Raw genomic sequence first — 15633 nt, 5'->3', positions numbered from 1 at the left:
GTCAGGATGCTTCTAATGAAAAAAGTTGTAATTGCTGCCCTCCTTGCTGGCCTGAGCCTGAGCGCTTCAGCGGCACAGACATTGCGTTTTGCTACCGAGGCTTCTTATCCTCCGTTTGAATTCGTCGACTCTGATAACAAAATTCAGGGCTTTGATGTCGATCTGGCTAACGCGCTGTGTAAAGAGATGGATGCGACCTGCACCTTCACTAATCAGGCGTTCGATAGCCTGATCCCCAGCCTGAAGTTCCGTCGTTTTGACGCGGTGATGGCAGGCATGGACATCACGCCAGATCGTGAGAAGCAAGTGCTGTTCTCCAAGCCGTACTACGACAACTCTGCCATCTTCATCGCGCAGAAAGGCAAAATGGCTGACGTGGCCGCGCTGAAAGGCAAACGTGTAGGCGTGCAGAACGGCACCACGCACCAGAAATACCTCTCTGACAAACACAGCGACATCACCGTTGTGCCTTACGACAGCTACCAGAACGCTGTGCTGGATCTGAAAAACGGTCGTATCGATGCGGTATTCGGTGACACCGCCGTGGTCAACGAGTGGCTGAAGCAGAACGCCAACCTCGCGCCGCTGGGTGAGAAAGTGACGGACAAAGATTACTTCGGTACCGGTTTAGGTATTGCTGTGCGTCAGGGCAACAGCGAGCTGCAGGGCAAGTTCAATGCGGCGCTGGAGAAGATCAAAGCTGACGGCACCTACAAAACCATCTACAGCAAATGGTTCCAGCAGTAATTTCTGATGAATGAAATGATTCCACTCGCAAGCGCCGCCGGTATGACCGTCGGCCTTGCCGTTTGTGCACTGATCGCCGGCCTTGTGCTGGCGATGATTTTTGCTGGCTGGGAATCGCTACGCTGGAAACCGCTGGCGTGGCTCGGTACCGCGCTGGTTACGCTGATTCGCGGCCTGCCGGAAATTCTGGTGGTGCTGTTTATCTATTTCGGCGCCTCACAGCTGCTGCTGACGCTCTCCGATGGCTTCCACATCAATCTCGGCCTGTTCGCTATTCCGGTGCAGGTGCAAATTGAAAACTTCGACGTCAGTCCCTTCCTGTGTGGTGTGATTGCGCTGGCGATGCTCTATTCCGCCTATGCATCACAAACCCTGCGCGGCGCGCTGAAAGCAGTGCCGGTCGGTCAATGGGAATCGGGCCAGGCGCTAGGGATGAAGAAGTCGGCGATTTTCCTGCGCCTGATCATGCCGCAGATGTGGCGTCACGCGCTGCCCGGTTTGGGTAACCAATGGCTGGTGCTGCTGAAGGATACTGCGCTGGTATCGTTGATCAGCGTGAATGACCTGATGCTGCAAACCAAAAGTATCGCTACGCGCACGCAAGAGCCGTTTACCTGGTATCTGGTGGCGGCGGCGATCTATCTGATTATCACGCTGTTCAGTCAGTTCGTGCTGCGCCGCATTGAATTGCGCACCACGCGTTTCGAGCGAGGGGCTTAAGCATGCTGGATTACTTACCCGAGCTGCTGAAAGGGCTACACACCAGCCTGACGCTGACCGTGGCATCGCTGATTGCGGCATTGGTGCTCTCTGTACTTTGCACCATCGTGCTGGCGCTCAAAGTACCGGTGCTCAATTGGCTGGTGAAAGGCTATATCACGCTGTTTACCGGCACGCCGCTGCTGGTGCAGATCTTCCTGATCTATTACGGTCCCGGCCAGTTCCCCAGCATCCAGAACATTCCCTGGTTGTGGCATCTGCTGTCGCAGCCGTGGCTGTGTGCGCTGCTGGCGCTGTCGCTCAATAGTGCGGCTTATACCACGCAGCTGTTTTACGGTGCGGTGCGCGCCATTCCGTCCGGTCAATGGCAATCCTGCGCGGCGCTCGGCATGAACCGCAAAGATACGCTGCGCATTCTGCTGCCGTACGCCTTCAAGCGCGCCTTGTCGTCCTACTCCAACGAAGTGGTGCTGGTATTTAAAAGTACCTCGCTGGCCTACACCATTACGTTGATGGAAGTAATGGGCCACGGACAACTGCTGTATGGCCGCACTTACGATATCTCGGTATACGCTGCCGCTGGCCTGATCTATCTGGTGGTTAACGGCTTGCTGACGCTGATGATGCGTCTGGTCGAGAAGCGTGCGCTGGCATTTGAGCGTCGTAACTGATTTATTCCCTGCGGGCGCACTAAAAAAGCGCCCGCTGTTCGTTTAAATTAATAAGCAAAAATATTGCATATAAATTCATTAACTGGCATCGTGTAACCCGTTCCGTCTCTGGCATGGTTTACAGGAGTTACATAATGAAAAAATGGATCGTTGCTGCTGCGCTGGCAACTCTGGCAATGAATGCTTATGCGGCGGAAAAAATCCGCTTCGCCTCTTCCGCCACTTATCCCCCGTTCGAATCCCTTGATCACGACAACCAAATCGTGGGCTTCGATATCGATCTGGCAAAAGCACTGTGTCAGCAGATGAAAGCGGATTGCACCTTCACCAACAACGCCTTCGATAGCCTGATTCCGTCGCTGAAATTCCGTCGCTATGACGCAGTGATTTCCGGCATGGATATCACCGCCGATCGCAGCAAGCAGGTCGATTTCACCCAACCTTACTACGCTAACTCGGCGATTGTGATTGCGCATAAAGGCCAGTTCACCGACTTCAGCCAGCTGAAAGGCAAACGTGTTGGCGTTGAGAACGGCACCACACATCAGAAATACCTGCTGGAGAAACATCCGGAGGTGATTGCGGTGGCGTATGACAGCTATCAGAACGCGATTCTCGACCTGAAAAACGGTCGCCTGAACGGCGTGTTTGGTGATACGGCGGTGGTGAATCAGTGGCTCAAGGCCAATGACGATCTTAGCGCGGTAGGCGAGCACATCACCGATACCGACTTCTTTGGCACCGGTTTAGGTATCGCGGTACGCAAAGGCAATGCGCCGCTGCTGAACGAGCTGAACAGCGCGTTAGTGGCATTGAAAGCCAACGGCACCTGGCAGCAGATCAATCAGAAGTGGTTCCCGGAATAAGCATTATGGGATGGCGGAGCGTGCTGCCTGCCAGGTTCTGCACGTCCTCCGTGCAGGTGAACGTTACGCCGTCCCACCCTTCTTCCTTAGCAAACACAACGCTTCAAAATGCGCGGTATGCGGGAACATGTCGAACAGCTGCACGCGGCTCACGTCATAATCAGCCAGACGCGCGATATCCTGCGCCATGCTGCTGGGATTGCAGCTGGAATAGAGAAGGTAATCCGGCGCCATCTCACTGAGATAAGCACACAACTCTGCGCCAATACCGCGACGTGGCGGATTCACCAACACCAGCTGCGGCACCGCTTCCCGTGAAGTGGCGAACTGCGTGGAATCCAGCGCGGCAAAACTCACTTTTTCTAATCCCAGCTGCTGCGCCGACTGCTGCGCACAGGTGATGGCTTCAGCATTGATTTCGATGCCGGTCAGCTGCATTTCGGGCGTTGCGCAGTGCAGGCCAAATCCCCCGACGCCACAAAACAGATCCCACATGCTGCTCACCGGTAACTGCGCGACCCAATCGCGCGCGGTGGCATAGAGATCGGCTGCAACCAGTGGGTTGGTCTGGAAGAAGCTTTGCGGGCGAATATAGAGCGGAACCTGATTAAAGCGCTCCGCTAGCGCCTGATCCGGCGTCAGCGCAATCTCTTCATCACCTTCAAGAATCGCCATATGCACCGGCTGAATATTGGCGGAAATCACCTTCAGCTGCGGCAGCTGCTGTTGCAGCCACGGCAAGGCGTCGCGCAGCTGCTGCAGCTTGCTGGTGGAACGCAGCACAAAACGCAGCATCATGCCGCCCTGCGTACTCTCCGTCAGCAGCAGAAATTTCAGCTCACCGCGTTTACGCGCCACGTTGTAGGGCGTTAAACCGGCGCGGGCGATAAAAGGTTTGAGCTGCGCGAACACCGCACTGAAGCTGTCGGGATAGAGCGGGCAAGCGCAGAGATCGACCGGTTCACCGTCGCGCGCCACCATGCCTAAAATCGGCCGCTCTACGCTCCCGCTGACTACCATTTTGGCCTTATTGCGAAACCCTTGCTGCGCGGATTGCACCGGCGGCAGCCATTCGCCCACCGGCTTTTCAGCCAGCAGTTGTTCAAGTAGCGACTGCTTATCGTTGAGCTGTTGCGGATAGGGTTTTTCCAGCCACTGACACGAACGACAGCGACCGGCATCATAAAGCGCGCAATGCATGCAAATGCCTGTATTCAAAATCGGGAGAAAAAATCGGGGGCGATTGTATCACCGGCGCCGGAAAAAAGCGCGACTGCTGGCGGGCACAAACAGCAGCCCTAATACCAACACATCCGGGAGCTTTTGCAGCAGCGTGTGATGAATGATCTGCGCATTACTTTCACCAGGAATGCTAAAAATTTCCGGGTAGATCCAGCCCACTGATGCCATCAACATGTAGATCAGCACAATGATTTGCGTCGCGACATAGCCCCAGCGCCCACGATTGTTACCGCGCATCAAAATAAAGGCGCAGCGCAGTTCAAACAGGAAGATCAGCTGGCTAGCGATAAAGATCAGGGTGGAATCCCAGGCTTGCGCGCTGCGATGCACGAAGTTGGCGAGTTCGTCGTAACCCAGTTCGTTGGCCAGCATCAACACGCTGAGGCAACGCGTAATGATGATAGCGCTGCCCGCCACCATCACGGGCACCGGTGTAGCGTTAATCATTGAACCGTGTTTCAGGGTTTCCGACATGGTGTCGCTCCGTAACCATAATAAAACGGGCCGATAAAATCAGCCCGTTCTTATAGTGACAAATGTTACGGCTTTCAGCCACGTTTTGCTTTCTGAATATCGCGTAAACGCTGCTTTTCTTCGTGCGCCATAAAGCGCCAGGCGATAAAACCAACTAAACCGACGACAAACAGAATCAGCGAGGCTAAAGCGTTGATCTCCGGATTGACGCCACGACGCACGGTGGCGAAAATCGCCATCGGCAAGGTGGTCGCGCCTGGGCCGGTCACGAAGCTGGCAATCACTAAATCGTCCAGCGACAAGGTAAACGCCAGCAGCCAGCCGGTAACGATCGCCGGCGCGATCATCGGTACGGTGATCACAAAGAACACTTTCACCGGCGTTGCGCCGAGATCCATCGCCGCCTCTTCAATTGAGCGATCCAGTTCACGCAGACGCGAATTGATCACCACCGCCACGTAAGCAGTACAGAAGGTCACGTGCGCCAGCCAGATGGTCAGCATGCCGCGATCGCTCGGCCAGCCAAGAGTATTGCCCATCGCCACAAACAGCAGCAGCAAGGACAAACCGGTGATCACATCAGGCATCACCAGCGGCGCCGTCAGCATAAAGGCGAAGCCGTTGTGTCCACGGAAGCGGCCAAAGCGCACAATCACCACCGCCGCCATGGTGCCGAGCACCACCGCCATGGTGGCTGAGAGCGCGGCGATGGTCAGGCTGAGTCCCACCGCATCCAGCATCGCCTGATCCTGGAACAATACGTTGTACCAGTGGAACGAGAAGCTCTCCCATACCGTGACCAGCGGCGAACTGTTGAAGGAATAAACCACCAGCAGCAGCATCGGCGCGTAGAGGAACATAAAGCACAGCAGCAGAATCACAGTGCGCCACGGAGAGCGAATAGTTGGTAACTGGCTCATTCTTTCTCTCCCACTTCACGGTTCTGATGTTTGTGGAACCAGATAATCGGCAATATCAGAATCAAGAGGATGATCACCGCCAGCGCGGACGCTACCGGCCAGTCACGGTTGTTAAAGAACTCCTGCCACAAAATACGCCCAATCATGATGCTGTCCGGACCGCCGAGCAGTTCCGGGATCACGTACTCGCCGACCGCCGGAATAAACACCAGCATTGAGCCGGCAATAATCCCGCCTTTGGTCAGCGGCACAATCACGCTGAAAAAGGTCTTCAGCGGACGTGCACCGAGATCCAGCGAGGCTTCCACCAGCGAATAATCTATACGCGTCAGCGCGGTATAAATTGGCAGCACCATAAACGGCAGATAGCAGTAAACGATCCCGATATACACCGCCGTGTTGGTGTAGAGGATCACCAGCGGATGATCGATCACGCCGAGCCACATCAGGAAGCGGTTGAGAATGCCGTTGTTGTTGAGCAGGCCCATCCATGCGTAAACGCGCACCAGGAACGAGGTCCACGATGGCAGGATCACCAGCAGCAGCAAAATAGTGCGCATTGACGGTTTGCTGTGCGCCACCGCCCACGCCAGCGGATATCCGATCATCAGGCAGATAATGGTAGAGATGCCCGCCACTTTCAGCGACGTCAGGTACGCATCGGCATACAGCGGATCGTCAGTCAGCGTGAAGTAATTACCGAGATTCAGTACCAGATTGAGCTGACCATCGGCCCAGGTGACCAAATCTGTGTACGGCGGAATGGCGCGCGCAATATCGGCAAAGCTGATCTTCAGCACGATCAGGAACGGCAGCAGGAACAGCAGGATCAGCCACAGATACGGTAAGGCAATCACCAGCTTGCGGCCGTGCTGCATCTTGATGCGCGTCGCCCAGCGCTGCAGCGGCGTGCCCACCACTTCGGGCTCGCTGCGTTGAGAAATCTGGCTCATATCGCCCCCTTAAACCGTCAGAACCACACAGCTGTCGGCGTCCCAGCAGAGACGCACTTCATCGCCCCACGTTGGCGCGCCTTTGCGGTAGCGATGGGCGTTTTGCAACTGTGCGCTGATCATCTGGCCGCTGCGCAGACGCACGTGATAAATCGACAGGTCGCCGAGATAGGCGATGTGCACCACTTCACCCACGGCAAAGTTACAGCCATCGGCAGGCACTTCTTCGCACAGCATCACTTTTTCCGGACGCAGCGCCACATGGACCGGCACGTTATCGACCACAGAAACATCGGTCTGCACTTTCAGCGGATGCACCAGGCCCGGCGCATCAATGATCAGCGCGTCTTCACCGCGTTCGCGCAGTAAGCCTTCGAACACGTTTACCGAACCGATGAACTCGGCGCTGTAGCGGCTGGTGGGATGCTCGTAGATCTCTTCCGGCTCACCAATCTGCACAAATTTACCGCGGTTCATGATGGCGATGCGGCCCGCCATGGTCATCGCTTCTTCCTGATCGTGCGTCACCATCACGCAGGTGGCGCCGACACGCTCGAGAATATCGACCACTTCGTGCTGCATGCGGTCACGCAGTTTTTTATCCAGCGCGCCCATCGGCTCGTCAAGCAGCAGCAGTTTTGGCCGCTTCGCCAGGCTACGCGCCAGCGCCACACGCTGACGCTGACCGCCAGAGAGCTGATGCGGCTTACGCTTCGCGAACTCCTGCATATGCACCAGCGACAGCATCTCTTCAACGCGGCTGCTGATTTCGCCTTTCGGCAGTTTGTCCTGCTTCAGACCAAAGGCGATGTTCTGCTCCACCGTCATGTGCGGGAACAGTGCGTAGGACTGGAACATCATGTTGATCGGGCGCTGATACGGCGGAACATGGGAGAGATCCTGGCCATCCAGCACAATCTGGCCACTGGTGGGCGGTTCGAATCCCGCCAGCATGCGCAGCAAGGTCGATTTACCACAGCCGGATGCGCCCAGCAGCGCAAAAATCTCACCTTTGTAAATGGTCAGACTGACATCATCCACGGCGTGCTGGCCGTCAAACGATTTAGTCAGGTTGCGAATTTCCAGCAGCGGCGTCATCGCCTTAGCCGTTTTATTTGGGGGGCGGGGAATCGCGTCGTTCACTAACATTTCTCCGGCGCTAAAATCGCGCGGCACAGCCAGCCGCTAAAAATGGCACAACAGAGGCCATTACTGCGCCTCTGCTGTCGTCTTCAGGCAATAATCGTTCAGAACGAATTACTTACCACTTTTTACTTTAGTCCATGCACGGGTGCGCACACGATCCAGTTTCGGATCCTGGACCTTGAGCACAAACAGTTTGGCCATGGCATCCGGTGTTGGGAAAATGCCCGGATTGTTGCGCACGTCCGCATTGATTAGCGGCAGCGAGGCTTTGTTACCGTTGGCGTAGTTCATGTTGTTGGAAACGTCAGCGATGACTTTGGGATCCATCATGTAATTAAGGAATTGGTAGGCGCCTTCCACATTTTTCGCATCTTTTGGAATCGCAAACATGTCGAAGAATGCCAGTGCGCCCTGCTTCGGCACGATATAGCCGACATGCACGCCGTTGTTGGCTTTGTCCGCACGATCTTTCGCCTGCAGAATATCGCCTGACCAGCCAATCGCCACGCAGATGTTGCCGTTCGCCAGGTCGTTGATGTACTGCGACGAGTGGAAGTAACGGATGTTCGGACGCAGTTTCAGCAGCAAATCAGTGGCTGCGCCAGAGTAATCTTTCGCGTCAGAGCTGTTGGGATCTTTGCCAAGGTAGTTCAGCACAGTAGCGAAAATCTCTTCCGGCGCATCAAGGAAGGAAACCCCGCAGCCTTTCAGTTTTTCCAGGTTTTCCGGTTTCAGCACCAGATCCCAGCTATCCAGCGGCACATCTTTGCCCAGTGCGGCTTTCACTTTATCGACGTTATAGCCGATGCCGGTGGTGCCCCACAGATAAGGAATCGCAAATTTATTACCCGGATCGTGCTGCTCCAGTTTCTTCATCAGTTCGGGATCAAGGTTTTTGTAGTTTGGCAGCTTGCTCTTATCCAGCTCCTGGAATACGCCGGATTGCAGCTGACGCGCGAGGAAGCTGGACGACGGCACCACCACGTCGTAGCCGGTACTGCCCGCCATTAATTTGCCTTCCAACACTTCGTTGGAATCAAAGACGTCATACACCACTTTATCGCCGGTCTGCTTTTCGAAGTTCGGCACGGTATCCGCCGCGATATAATCGGACCAGTTATACACATGTACCGTACTGCCTTCGGCCTGCACACCGCCGGCCGCAGCCATCAATGCACCAGCAACCACACCTGACAACCATTTTTGACGTTGGTTGAACATGTTTTACTTCCTCCTGAGCGGGTCATCACAACGCTGCATACACGGCGATCCGGACGTTGCGTTTTCTGTTAAATCACAGGCACACAATGAATCAATATTCAGCGGGAGTTTAATAGCAAAAACCTATACCTGCGCTGAGGTTGCACGTCTCAAGCAGACCCGCAAGAATAGCCCCCCCGAACCACCTTCACCAGATCCCAGCTTAAAAAACGCCTTTTTGCGATGAGTTATGCATGTTTCTGCTATGGGGTTTGGCACTAGTGGCATAAAGCACGACTAATATCTGGCAATAAAGGGCAAAGTGCAGAATAAAAAGTGGTGGGGCAAAAATGAAAACTGCCGCAAAAAGCGGCAGTTAGCGAGGCGGGGAACTCAGTGCAGCATCGCGTGGCTGCTGGAGCTCGGCTGTCGCTCCTCTTCTTCTTCAACTACCAGCAGGTGATTAGCAAAGGCTTCCATGATCACCATGGAAACGCCCTCTTCACTCTGCTTCATAAAGTGGGAGAACTGCCCGAAGGTTAATCCGGCGCTGGTACTGATCGACTGGCAGACAATCAGCTTCGGCAGATTGTCGTCCTGAATATCAACAAAGGCTTTAATCGTTAGCGAACTGGCATTGATCTGCGAGAGATCGCCCACCAGCGGAATCAGCGCCGTAGGTTTTACTTCTGCCAGCGCGGAGAAGAGGATAACGTTATCCACCAGGTCAATTTTTGCATCAAACACCCCGTCAAAATTCTGCATGTGCGGCAGGTGCAGTGCCTGACAGGCATCGCATTCGAACCAGGTGATATTTTGTTGATCCAGCCAGCGACGCAGCACGTCAATGTCCGGAACGACCAGTGAATCCATCGTAATATCCTGTGGGGTGAAGAAATAAGCGCCTTAGCTTACGGAAAAACCGATCTGGATGCCACGAAAACCGCTGAAAAGCGCCGGTTAGCCGCCGGTTTTAGGACGATAGCCGGGGCAAGCGTGCTGCTCAATCCACGTGATCATCATGGTGGCGATATCTAAACCGGTAATGCCCTCAATCCCTTCCAGTCCCGGCGAGGCGTTCACTTCCATAACCAGCGGACCACGCTGGGCGCGCAGGATATCCACTCCGGCCACTTCCAGCCCCAGCGTGCAGGCGGCTTTCACCGCGATTTTGCGCTCCTGTTCCGTGATCTCCACCGCACGCGCTTTGCCGCCGCGATGCAGATTGGAGCGAAAATCGCCCTCTTTCGCCTCGCGCTCAATCGCTGCCACCACTTCATTGCCAATCACCAGGCAGCGAATATCGCGTCCTTGCGCTTCCTTGATGAACTCCTGCACCAGAATATGGGCATTGAGGCCACGAAAGGCGTCAATCACGCTCTCCGCTGCCTGCCGCGTTTCCGCCAGCACCACACCGATGCCCTGTGTGCCCTCCACCAGTTTCACCACCAGCGGCGCACCGCCCACCATCGCGATCAAATCATCAGTATCATCCGGCGAAGAAGCAAAACCGGTGATCGGCATATCAATGCCCTCACGCGCCAGCAGCTGCAGCGAACGCAGTTTGTCGCGCGCGCGGGTAATGGCCACCGATTCATTGAGTGGATAGCTGCCGCGCACTTCGAACTGACGCAGCACCGCGGTGCCGTAAAAAGTGGTAGCGGTGCCGATGCGCGGGATCACCGCATCAAAATGCCCCAGCGCCTCGCCGCGGTAGTGCACTGCGGGCGAATCGGAATTGATGTTCATGTAGCAGGAGAGCGGATCGATCATCTGCACTTGATGGCCACGCTCCTCCGCGGCGTCGCGCAGACGCTTACACGAATAGATCGATCCATCGCGAGTGAGAATGGCCATTTTCATTGCAGAGTTCCTTGTGCTTAGCGCGTCGCCCAGCCCTGCTGATGCAGGTAATCCAGTATGAAGGGACGCGTTTCTTTAATAATCAGACGCTGAATCAGCTGACTCCAGGTTTCGGAGCGCTGGTTGCTATCACGCTGCTGATAATAGGCGGTAATTTGCTCATCGTATTGCGCCAACAGGTTTTTATCGACTGCATGATAGCGGTTTTCATGTACCAGCATCGCGTGCGGCATGCGGGGTTTAACATCGGGTGTATCAGCCGGATGACCGATGCAGAAGCCGAACAGCGGCAGCACAAACTTCGGCAGTTCAAGCAGCTCGGTCACTTCAGCGATGCTGTTGCGAATCCCGCCAATAAATACGCCGCCAAGGCCCAGCGATTCCGCCGCCACCATGGCATTTTGCGCCATCAGCGCGGTATCAACGCAGCCGAGCAGCAGCTGTTCAGCACGCCCCAGTTGCGCATCCGGGCAGATCTGTTGATGACGATTGAAATCCGCACAGAACACCCAAAACTCCGCCGCTGCGCTAACCCAAGGCTGGCCGCCGGTCAGCTGGACCAGCTGCTCGCGCTTAGCGGGATCGGTGATACGAATAATTGAGGAGCACTGTAAAAAGCTGGAGGTCGAAGCCGCTTGTGCCGCTGCAATGATGGCGCTGCGTTGCGCCTCGTCAATGCCCTGTTCGGTAAAAGCGCGAATGGAACGGTGGCTGCACAGTAAATCGATAGTCGGCGTCATAAATTCTCTCCGGTGGTTACTTCTTTTTGTTGGAATGATTGAACAATTGCGGGGCCATCGCCTTCGCCGTGCGCCACATCATCATCCATGCCGCAGGCAGCATCAGCGCGATGCCTAGAAAAAACAGCAGCGTCGCCAGCGGCTTTTTGGCGATGAAATCAGGTGCGCTCACCCAATCATTGGTAAGCAACAAGGCGCCAATCACGGCAAGCACGCCGAGCACTTCGAGTAGCAACACGGGTTTGGGTAATGTGGCGAGATTACGCATGCGATGGTTCCTTGATTGTTCTTTCAGCGTTAGCCGCATTTTACCCAATGTATAGGCGGTAAGTATTAGAGTAACAGGTATATTCTTCTTCCTTTAAGCAGGATGGGCGGGCATGATGTGACGCATTATTCACGCTGTGATGTGATTCTAGTCACAAAACAGCAGCGGAAGGAGAGAAGCAATGATTGCAGTGATTTTTGGCCGTTCTAGCTGCCCTTACTGCGTACGTGCGAAAGAGTTGGCGGCTAAGCTGACCAGCGAGCGCGACGATTTTAACTATCAGTACGTGGATATTCAGGCCACCGGCATTACTAAAGCCGATCTGGAAGCCCGTGCCGGCAAGCCGGTGACAACCGTGCCGCAGATTTTCCTCGACGATCAGCACATCGGTGGTTACACCGAATTCGCTGCCTGGACCAAAGAAAACCTGGGTATCGAAGCCTAAGAGAACGGGCCTGCGGGCCCGTTTTTGCAGGTGCTATTCGGCTCGCATCGCCAGCATAATCCGCAGCAAGCGCACCAGCAGCGCACCACAGCCTGCCCAAAACAGCGCACTCAAACTCCAGGCCACAATCAACAAGCCGCTTTGCGTCATTGGCACCGCCAGCATCAACCACATCATACCCAGCAGCGTACCGCCTAGCGCGACCCACAAGGTGCTGATAAGCGGACTTTCCGGCTGCAGTAGCGCCATCAAACATCCCGGCAGTAAAAACAGCAGTAATTCTGGCTGTCCGCGAACGGCTTGTTCACTGGCGGCGGCCCAGAAATGATGTGCATAAATAAACACCAGCGTATAAAGCATCACGCCCAGAATGGATGCTGGCCAGCGATTATTGCGCTGCAACATAATTATCCTCAACTTTGACGTTAACAATTATGAAACTTTTACTGCCCTGATGCGCACGACTGGAAATAAAAAGAAACAGCTGGAGGCGAAAGGAATGAAAACTGCCGATAGCTGAGGGTGTTAATTATGATTAGAATGACGCCGCTTTAGATTTCGGCTTGAACGCTTTTGTTGCAAGAACCTTAACGTTCGGCACAAGATAGCGAAAAAAGTCCCTCTCATCAACTGGTTACAGGTTAAGAAGAAGTTAAACCGTGAACATTAACGTCGCAGAATTGTTAAGCGGAAATGACGTTCTGTTATTATTTGTCGTTTTAGCCCTCGGACTCTGCTTAGGTAAATTACGCCTCGGTTCGGTCCAACTCGGTAATTCCATTGGAGTCCTGGTGGTTTCGTTGATTTTAGGTCAACAGCATTTCGCCATTAATACTGACGCATTAAGTCTTGGCTTTATGTTGTTTATTTTTTGTGTTGGCGTGGAAGCCGGGCCTAACTTTTTCTCGATATTTTTCCGCGACGGTAAAAACTACTTCTTTCTGGCGATTGTCATGGTGGTCAGCGCGCTGTTAATCGCCCTGACGCTCGGCAAAGTATTCGGCTGGGATATTGGTTTAACCGCGGGCATGTTGGCCGGTTCAATGACCTCAACGCCGGTGCTGGTGGGTGCTGGCGATACGTTGCGGCAAAGCATCAGCGACAGCCATCAGCTCACCTTGATGCAGGACAACCTCAGCCTCGGATATGCCCTCACCTATCTGGTAGGTTTAGTCAGCCTGATTTTTGGCGCCCGCTATCTGCCGCGCCTGCAGCATCAGGATCTGCCGACTTGCGCGCAGCAAATCGCGCGCGAGCGCGGCCTCGACGCTGATAGCCAGCGCAAAGTGTTTCTACCGGTGATCCGCGCGTATCGCGTGGGTCCGGAACTGGTGGAGTGGAGCGGCGGTAAAAACCTGCGCGAGCTGGGCATTCATCGCCAGACCGGCTGCTACATCGAGCGTTTGCGCCGTAACGGTATTCTCGCCAGCCCGGACGGTGACGCGATGCTGCAGCTGGGCGACGATATCTCGCTGGTGGGCTATCCCGATGCGCACGCGCGTCTTGATCCCAGTTTCCGTAACGGCAAAGAGGTGTTCGACCGTGATTTGCTGGATATGCGCATCGTCACCGAAGAGATCGTGGTGAAAAATCACAATGCGGTGAACAAGCGCCTGAGTCATCTCAAACTGACCGATCACGGCTGCTTCCTTAACCGGGTGATTCGCAGCCAAATCGAAATGCCGATCGATGACAGCATTATGCTGAACAAAGGCGATGTGCTGCAGGTAAGCGGCGAAGCGCGTCGCGTGAAAAGCCTGGCCGATCGCATTGGCTTTATCGCCATTCACAGCCAAATCACCGATCTGCTGACCTTCTGCGCCTTCTTTATCGTCGGCTTGATGGTCGGGATGATCACCTTCCAGTTCAGCAATTTCAGCTTCGGCATCGGTAACGCCGCTGGATTGTTGTTCGCAGGCATCATGCTGGGCTTTATGCGCGCTAACCATCCTACATTTGGCTACATCCCGCAGGGTGCGCTAACGATGGTGAAAGAGTTTGGCCTGATGGTGTTTATGGCGGGCGTTGGTCTGAGCGCGGGCAGCGGCTTGCAGCACGGATTCGGCAGCGCCGGCGCGTTGATGCTGCTAAGTGGCTTGCTGGTGAGTTTGCTGCCGGTGGTGATTTGCTATCTGTTCGGCGCTTACGTGCTGCGTATGAACCGCGCGCTGCTGTTTGGTGCCATCATGGGCGCGCGCACCTGTGCGCCAGCGATGGAGATCATCAGCGATACCGCGCGCAGCAGCATCCCAGCCTTGGGCTATGCAGGAACATATGCGATCGCGAATGTTTTGCTGACGCTGGCCGGTACCCTGATCGTGATAATCTGGCCGCTTTTGCCTTTATAAAAATATTTTTGCGCTGTCCAGAACTTTCTTCTGGGGTCGCAGTCTGAATAAGTGCCACTGCTTTTCTTTGAAATCCCCAAATTGTGGAGCCCGCCGGTCACTGACTTGCGGGTTTTTTTATGGCTGCCATTCTGCCGCTTAAGGTTCTTCTCAGACAAAAATTCCATCCTGCCACTCTGATGTCGATTTTTTAAATCTTCATGCAACTTTCATCAAAGTTAAACACTCCAACAACCCGCGATAAGATTAAGAGCGCGACTATTTATTACTGGTTCGGACGCTTCTAGGCTATCAGCTTTATTTTGCAGACAATTTTGCTCTGCTGTTTTTCGGGTAAACAAGACGAGGACAAGGAATCGTGATGGAAGCATTGAACCACACGCTCTTTTTATGGATTAACGCTACAGAGGATTCACCGCAGTGGCTGATCACTCTGGCGACCTTTATCGCCAAAGATGTGATAGCCATCGTGCCGCTGCTGATTGTGGCGCTGTGGCTGTGGGGACCGCGCGATCAGGTGCAGTCTCAACGCGAGCTGGTGCTGAAAACCGGCATGGCGCTGCTGTATGCGCTGAGCATTTCGTGGTGCGTCGGGCAGCTGCTGCCGCATCCGCGTCCGTTCGCTATTGGTTTTGGCCATCAGTTACTGTCACACCGACCTGATGATTCCTATCCGAGCGATCACGGCACCACCATTTTCACCTTTGCGCTGGCATTTATCTTCTGGCATCGCCTTTGGTCAGGTGTGGTGTTGCTGGTGATAGGCAGCGCCATCGCCTGGTCACGCGTCTACCTTGGCGTGCACTGGCCGCTGGATATGCTGGGCGGATTCCTGGTCGGCTTGCTGGGTTGTCTGGCGTCGCACATGGCGTGGCAGCTGTATGGCGAACGCATGCTGGCGTTTACGCATCAGGTGTATCGCGCGCTGTTCGCCATGCCGATTAAGAAAGGGTGGATTCGTGAGTAAGCGATGGGGTCGCCATTAATGACGAGCCTGTAAAAAACGGTGCGCATCAAGCGCACCGTTTTT

General features: G+C 54.7%; 18 protein-coding genes. 7 read left to right on the top strand and 11 right to left on the bottom strand.

Translation table 11 applies throughout. The annotated features are described in order from the left end of the window. Window positions 1-15: 15 nt before the first annotated feature. The 4 genes from artJ (PO881_RS06550) (at window position 16) to artJ (PO881_RS06535) (ending at window position 3004) form a co-directional block, all read left to right on the top strand. Window positions 16-747, top strand: a complete 732-nt coding sequence (artJ, locus tag PO881_RS06550; protein WP_008102446.1) for an arginine ABC transporter substrate-binding protein — start codon at window positions 16-18, stop codon at window positions 745-747. Window positions 748-753: 6 nt separating this feature from the next. Further along, window positions 754-1467, top strand: coding sequence for an arginine ABC transporter permease ArtQ (gene artQ, locus PO881_RS06545; RefSeq protein WP_110865829.1), 714 nt, complete (start codon window positions 754-756; stop codon window positions 1465-1467). A 2-nt stretch (window positions 1468-1469) separates the two neighbouring features. Beyond that, on the top strand, window positions 1470-2138 hold the full coding sequence (artM, locus tag PO881_RS06540) for an arginine ABC transporter permease ArtM (protein ID WP_008102451.1): 669 nt from the start codon (window positions 1470-1472) through the stop codon (window positions 2136-2138). Between the two features lie 134 nt (window positions 2139-2272). Next, window positions 2273-3004, top strand: a complete 732-nt coding sequence (gene artJ / locus PO881_RS06535; protein WP_101760980.1) for an arginine ABC transporter substrate-binding protein — start codon at window positions 2273-2275, stop codon at window positions 3002-3004. Between the two features lie 63 nt (window positions 3005-3067). On the opposite strand, the gene rlmC is transcribed toward artJ (PO881_RS06535), so the two are convergent. The 10 genes from rlmC to PO881_RS06485 form a co-directional block, all read right to left on the bottom strand. Then, complete coding sequence (gene rlmC, locus PO881_RS06530) at window positions 3068-4204, bottom strand: 23S rRNA (uracil(747)-C(5))-methyltransferase RlmC (RefSeq protein WP_280172632.1); 1137 nt, start codon at window positions 4202-4204, stop codon at window positions 3068-3070. A gap of 48 nt (window positions 4205-4252) precedes the next feature. Next, window positions 4253-4720, bottom strand: coding sequence for a YbjO family protein (locus PO881_RS06525; RefSeq protein ID WP_101760982.1), 468 nt, complete (start codon window positions 4718-4720; stop codon window positions 4253-4255). Window positions 4721-4794: 74 nt separating this feature from the next. Then, window positions 4795-5640, bottom strand: a complete 846-nt coding sequence (gene potI / locus PO881_RS06520) for a putrescine ABC transporter permease PotI (protein WP_101760983.1) — start codon at window positions 5638-5640, stop codon at window positions 4795-4797. Then, the gene (potH, locus tag PO881_RS06515; RefSeq protein ID WP_176970900.1) at window positions 5637-6593 is read right to left on the bottom strand and encodes a putrescine ABC transporter permease PotH; all 957 of its coding nucleotides are present in this window, start codon (window positions 6591-6593) and stop codon (window positions 5637-5639) included. The genes potI and potH overlap by 4 nt, the downstream gene beginning before the upstream one ends. A gap of 9 nt (window positions 6594-6602) precedes the next feature. After that, on the bottom strand, window positions 6603-7736 hold the full coding sequence (potG, locus tag PO881_RS06510; protein ID WP_158238594.1) for a putrescine ABC transporter ATP-binding subunit PotG: 1134 nt from the start codon (window positions 7734-7736) through the stop codon (window positions 6603-6605). Between the two features lie 114 nt (window positions 7737-7850). After that, complete coding sequence (gene potF / locus PO881_RS06505) at window positions 7851-8960, bottom strand: spermidine/putrescine ABC transporter substrate-binding protein PotF (protein ID WP_192413898.1); 1110 nt, start codon at window positions 8958-8960, stop codon at window positions 7851-7853. Window positions 8961-9332: 372 nt separating this feature from the next. Then, window positions 9333-9812: a YbjN domain-containing protein gene (locus PO881_RS06500; RefSeq protein WP_008102469.1), complete on the bottom strand. Its 480-nt coding sequence runs from the start codon at window positions 9810-9812 to the stop codon at window positions 9333-9335. 87 nt (window positions 9813-9899) lie between these two features. Then, on the bottom strand, window positions 9900-10802 hold the full coding sequence (gene rimK / locus PO881_RS06495) for a 30S ribosomal protein S6--L-glutamate ligase (protein ID WP_110865824.1): 903 nt from the start codon (window positions 10800-10802) through the stop codon (window positions 9900-9902). 17 nt (window positions 10803-10819) lie between these two features. Next, on the bottom strand, window positions 10820-11542 hold the full coding sequence (gene nfsA, locus PO881_RS06490; protein ID WP_101760988.1) for an oxygen-insensitive NADPH nitroreductase: 723 nt from the start codon (window positions 11540-11542) through the stop codon (window positions 10820-10822). Between the two features lie 16 nt (window positions 11543-11558). Then, window positions 11559-11810, bottom strand: a complete 252-nt coding sequence (locus tag PO881_RS06485) for a DUF1418 family protein (RefSeq protein ID WP_101760989.1) — start codon at window positions 11808-11810, stop codon at window positions 11559-11561. Window positions 11811-11991: 181 nt separating this feature from the next. Here PO881_RS06485 and PO881_RS06480 point away from each other — a divergent pair, with 181 nt between their 5' ends. Beyond that, on the top strand, window positions 11992-12255 hold the full coding sequence (locus PO881_RS06480; protein ID WP_007887673.1) for a GrxA family glutaredoxin: 264 nt from the start codon (window positions 11992-11994) through the stop codon (window positions 12253-12255). Window positions 12256-12288: 33 nt separating this feature from the next. On the opposite strand, the gene ybjM is transcribed toward PO881_RS06480, so the two are convergent. Beyond that, window positions 12289-12660 (bottom strand): inner membrane protein YbjM, encoded by a 372-nt coding sequence (gene ybjM, locus PO881_RS06475; protein WP_280172631.1) that lies wholly within the window; start codon window positions 12658-12660, stop codon window positions 12289-12291. A gap of 254 nt (window positions 12661-12914) precedes the next feature. Between ybjM and PO881_RS06470 the strand changes: the two genes are divergently transcribed. Both PO881_RS06470 and ybjG read left to right on the top strand, forming a co-directional pair. After that, entirely contained in the window at window positions 12915-14603 is a 1689-nt protein-coding gene (locus tag PO881_RS06470; protein ID WP_280172630.1) for an aspartate:alanine antiporter, read from the top strand. Window positions 14604-14964: 361 nt separating this feature from the next. Next, complete coding sequence (gene ybjG / locus PO881_RS06465) at window positions 14965-15570, top strand: undecaprenyl-diphosphate phosphatase (RefSeq protein WP_101760992.1); 606 nt, start codon at window positions 14965-14967, stop codon at window positions 15568-15570. Window positions 15571-15633: the final 63 nt, after the last annotated feature.

The organism is Pantoea sp. SS70 (assembly GCF_029866845.1).
GTDB lineage: Bacteria > Pseudomonadota > Gammaproteobacteria > Enterobacterales > Enterobacteriaceae > Pantoea > Pantoea leporis.
This window is presented reverse-complemented; position numbering and strand designations above follow the sequence as displayed.

Bases quoted from the DNA above. Each gene is read 5' to 3' on its own strand.
- artJ (WP_008102446.1), top strand. From the start codon at position 16: ATGAAAAAAGTTGTAATTGCTGCCCTCCTTGCTGGCCTGAGCCTGAGC.
- artQ (WP_110865829.1), top strand. From the start codon at position 754: ATGAATGAAATGATTCCACTCGCAAGCGCCGCCGGTATGACCGTCGGC.
- artM (WP_008102451.1), top strand. From the start codon at position 1,470: ATGCTGGATTACTTACCCGAGCTGCTGAAAGGGCTACACACCAGCCTG.
- artJ (WP_101760980.1), top strand. From the start codon at position 2,273: ATGAAAAAATGGATCGTTGCTGCTGCGCTGGCAACTCTGGCAATGAAT.
- rlmC (WP_280172632.1), bottom strand. From the start codon at position 4,204: ATGCATTGCGCGCTTTATGATGCCGGTCGCTGTCGTTCGTGTCAGTGG.
- PO881_RS06525 (WP_101760982.1), bottom strand. From the start codon at position 4,720: ATGTCGGAAACCCTGAAACACGGTTCAATGATTAACGCTACACCGGTG.
- potI (WP_101760983.1), bottom strand. From the start codon at position 5,640: ATGAGCCAGTTACCAACTATTCGCTCTCCGTGGCGCACTGTGATTCTG.
- potH (WP_176970900.1), bottom strand. From the start codon at position 6,593: ATGAGCCAGATTTCTCAACGCAGCGAGCCCGAAGTGGTGGGCACGCCG.
- potF (WP_192413898.1), bottom strand. From the start codon at position 8,960: ATGTTCAACCAACGTCAAAAATGGTTGTCAGGTGTGGTTGCTGGTGCA.
- PO881_RS06500 (WP_008102469.1), bottom strand. From the start codon at position 9,812: ATGGATTCACTGGTCGTTCCGGACATTGACGTGCTGCGTCGCTGGCTG.
- rimK (WP_110865824.1), bottom strand. From the start codon at position 10,802: ATGAAAATGGCCATTCTCACTCGCGATGGATCGATCTATTCGTGTAAG.
- nfsA (WP_101760988.1), bottom strand. From the start codon at position 11,542: ATGACGCCGACTATCGATTTACTGTGCAGCCACCGTTCCATTCGCGCT.
- PO881_RS06485 (WP_101760989.1), bottom strand. From the start codon at position 11,810: ATGCGTAATCTCGCCACATTACCCAAACCCGTGTTGCTACTCGAAGTG.
- PO881_RS06480 (WP_007887673.1), top strand. From the start codon at position 11,992: ATGATTGCAGTGATTTTTGGCCGTTCTAGCTGCCCTTACTGCGTACGT.
- ybjM (WP_280172631.1), bottom strand. From the start codon at position 12,660: ATGTTGCAGCGCAATAATCGCTGGCCAGCATCCATTCTGGGCGTGATG.
- ybjG (WP_101760992.1), top strand. From the start codon at position 14,965: ATGGAAGCATTGAACCACACGCTCTTTTTATGGATTAACGCTACAGAG.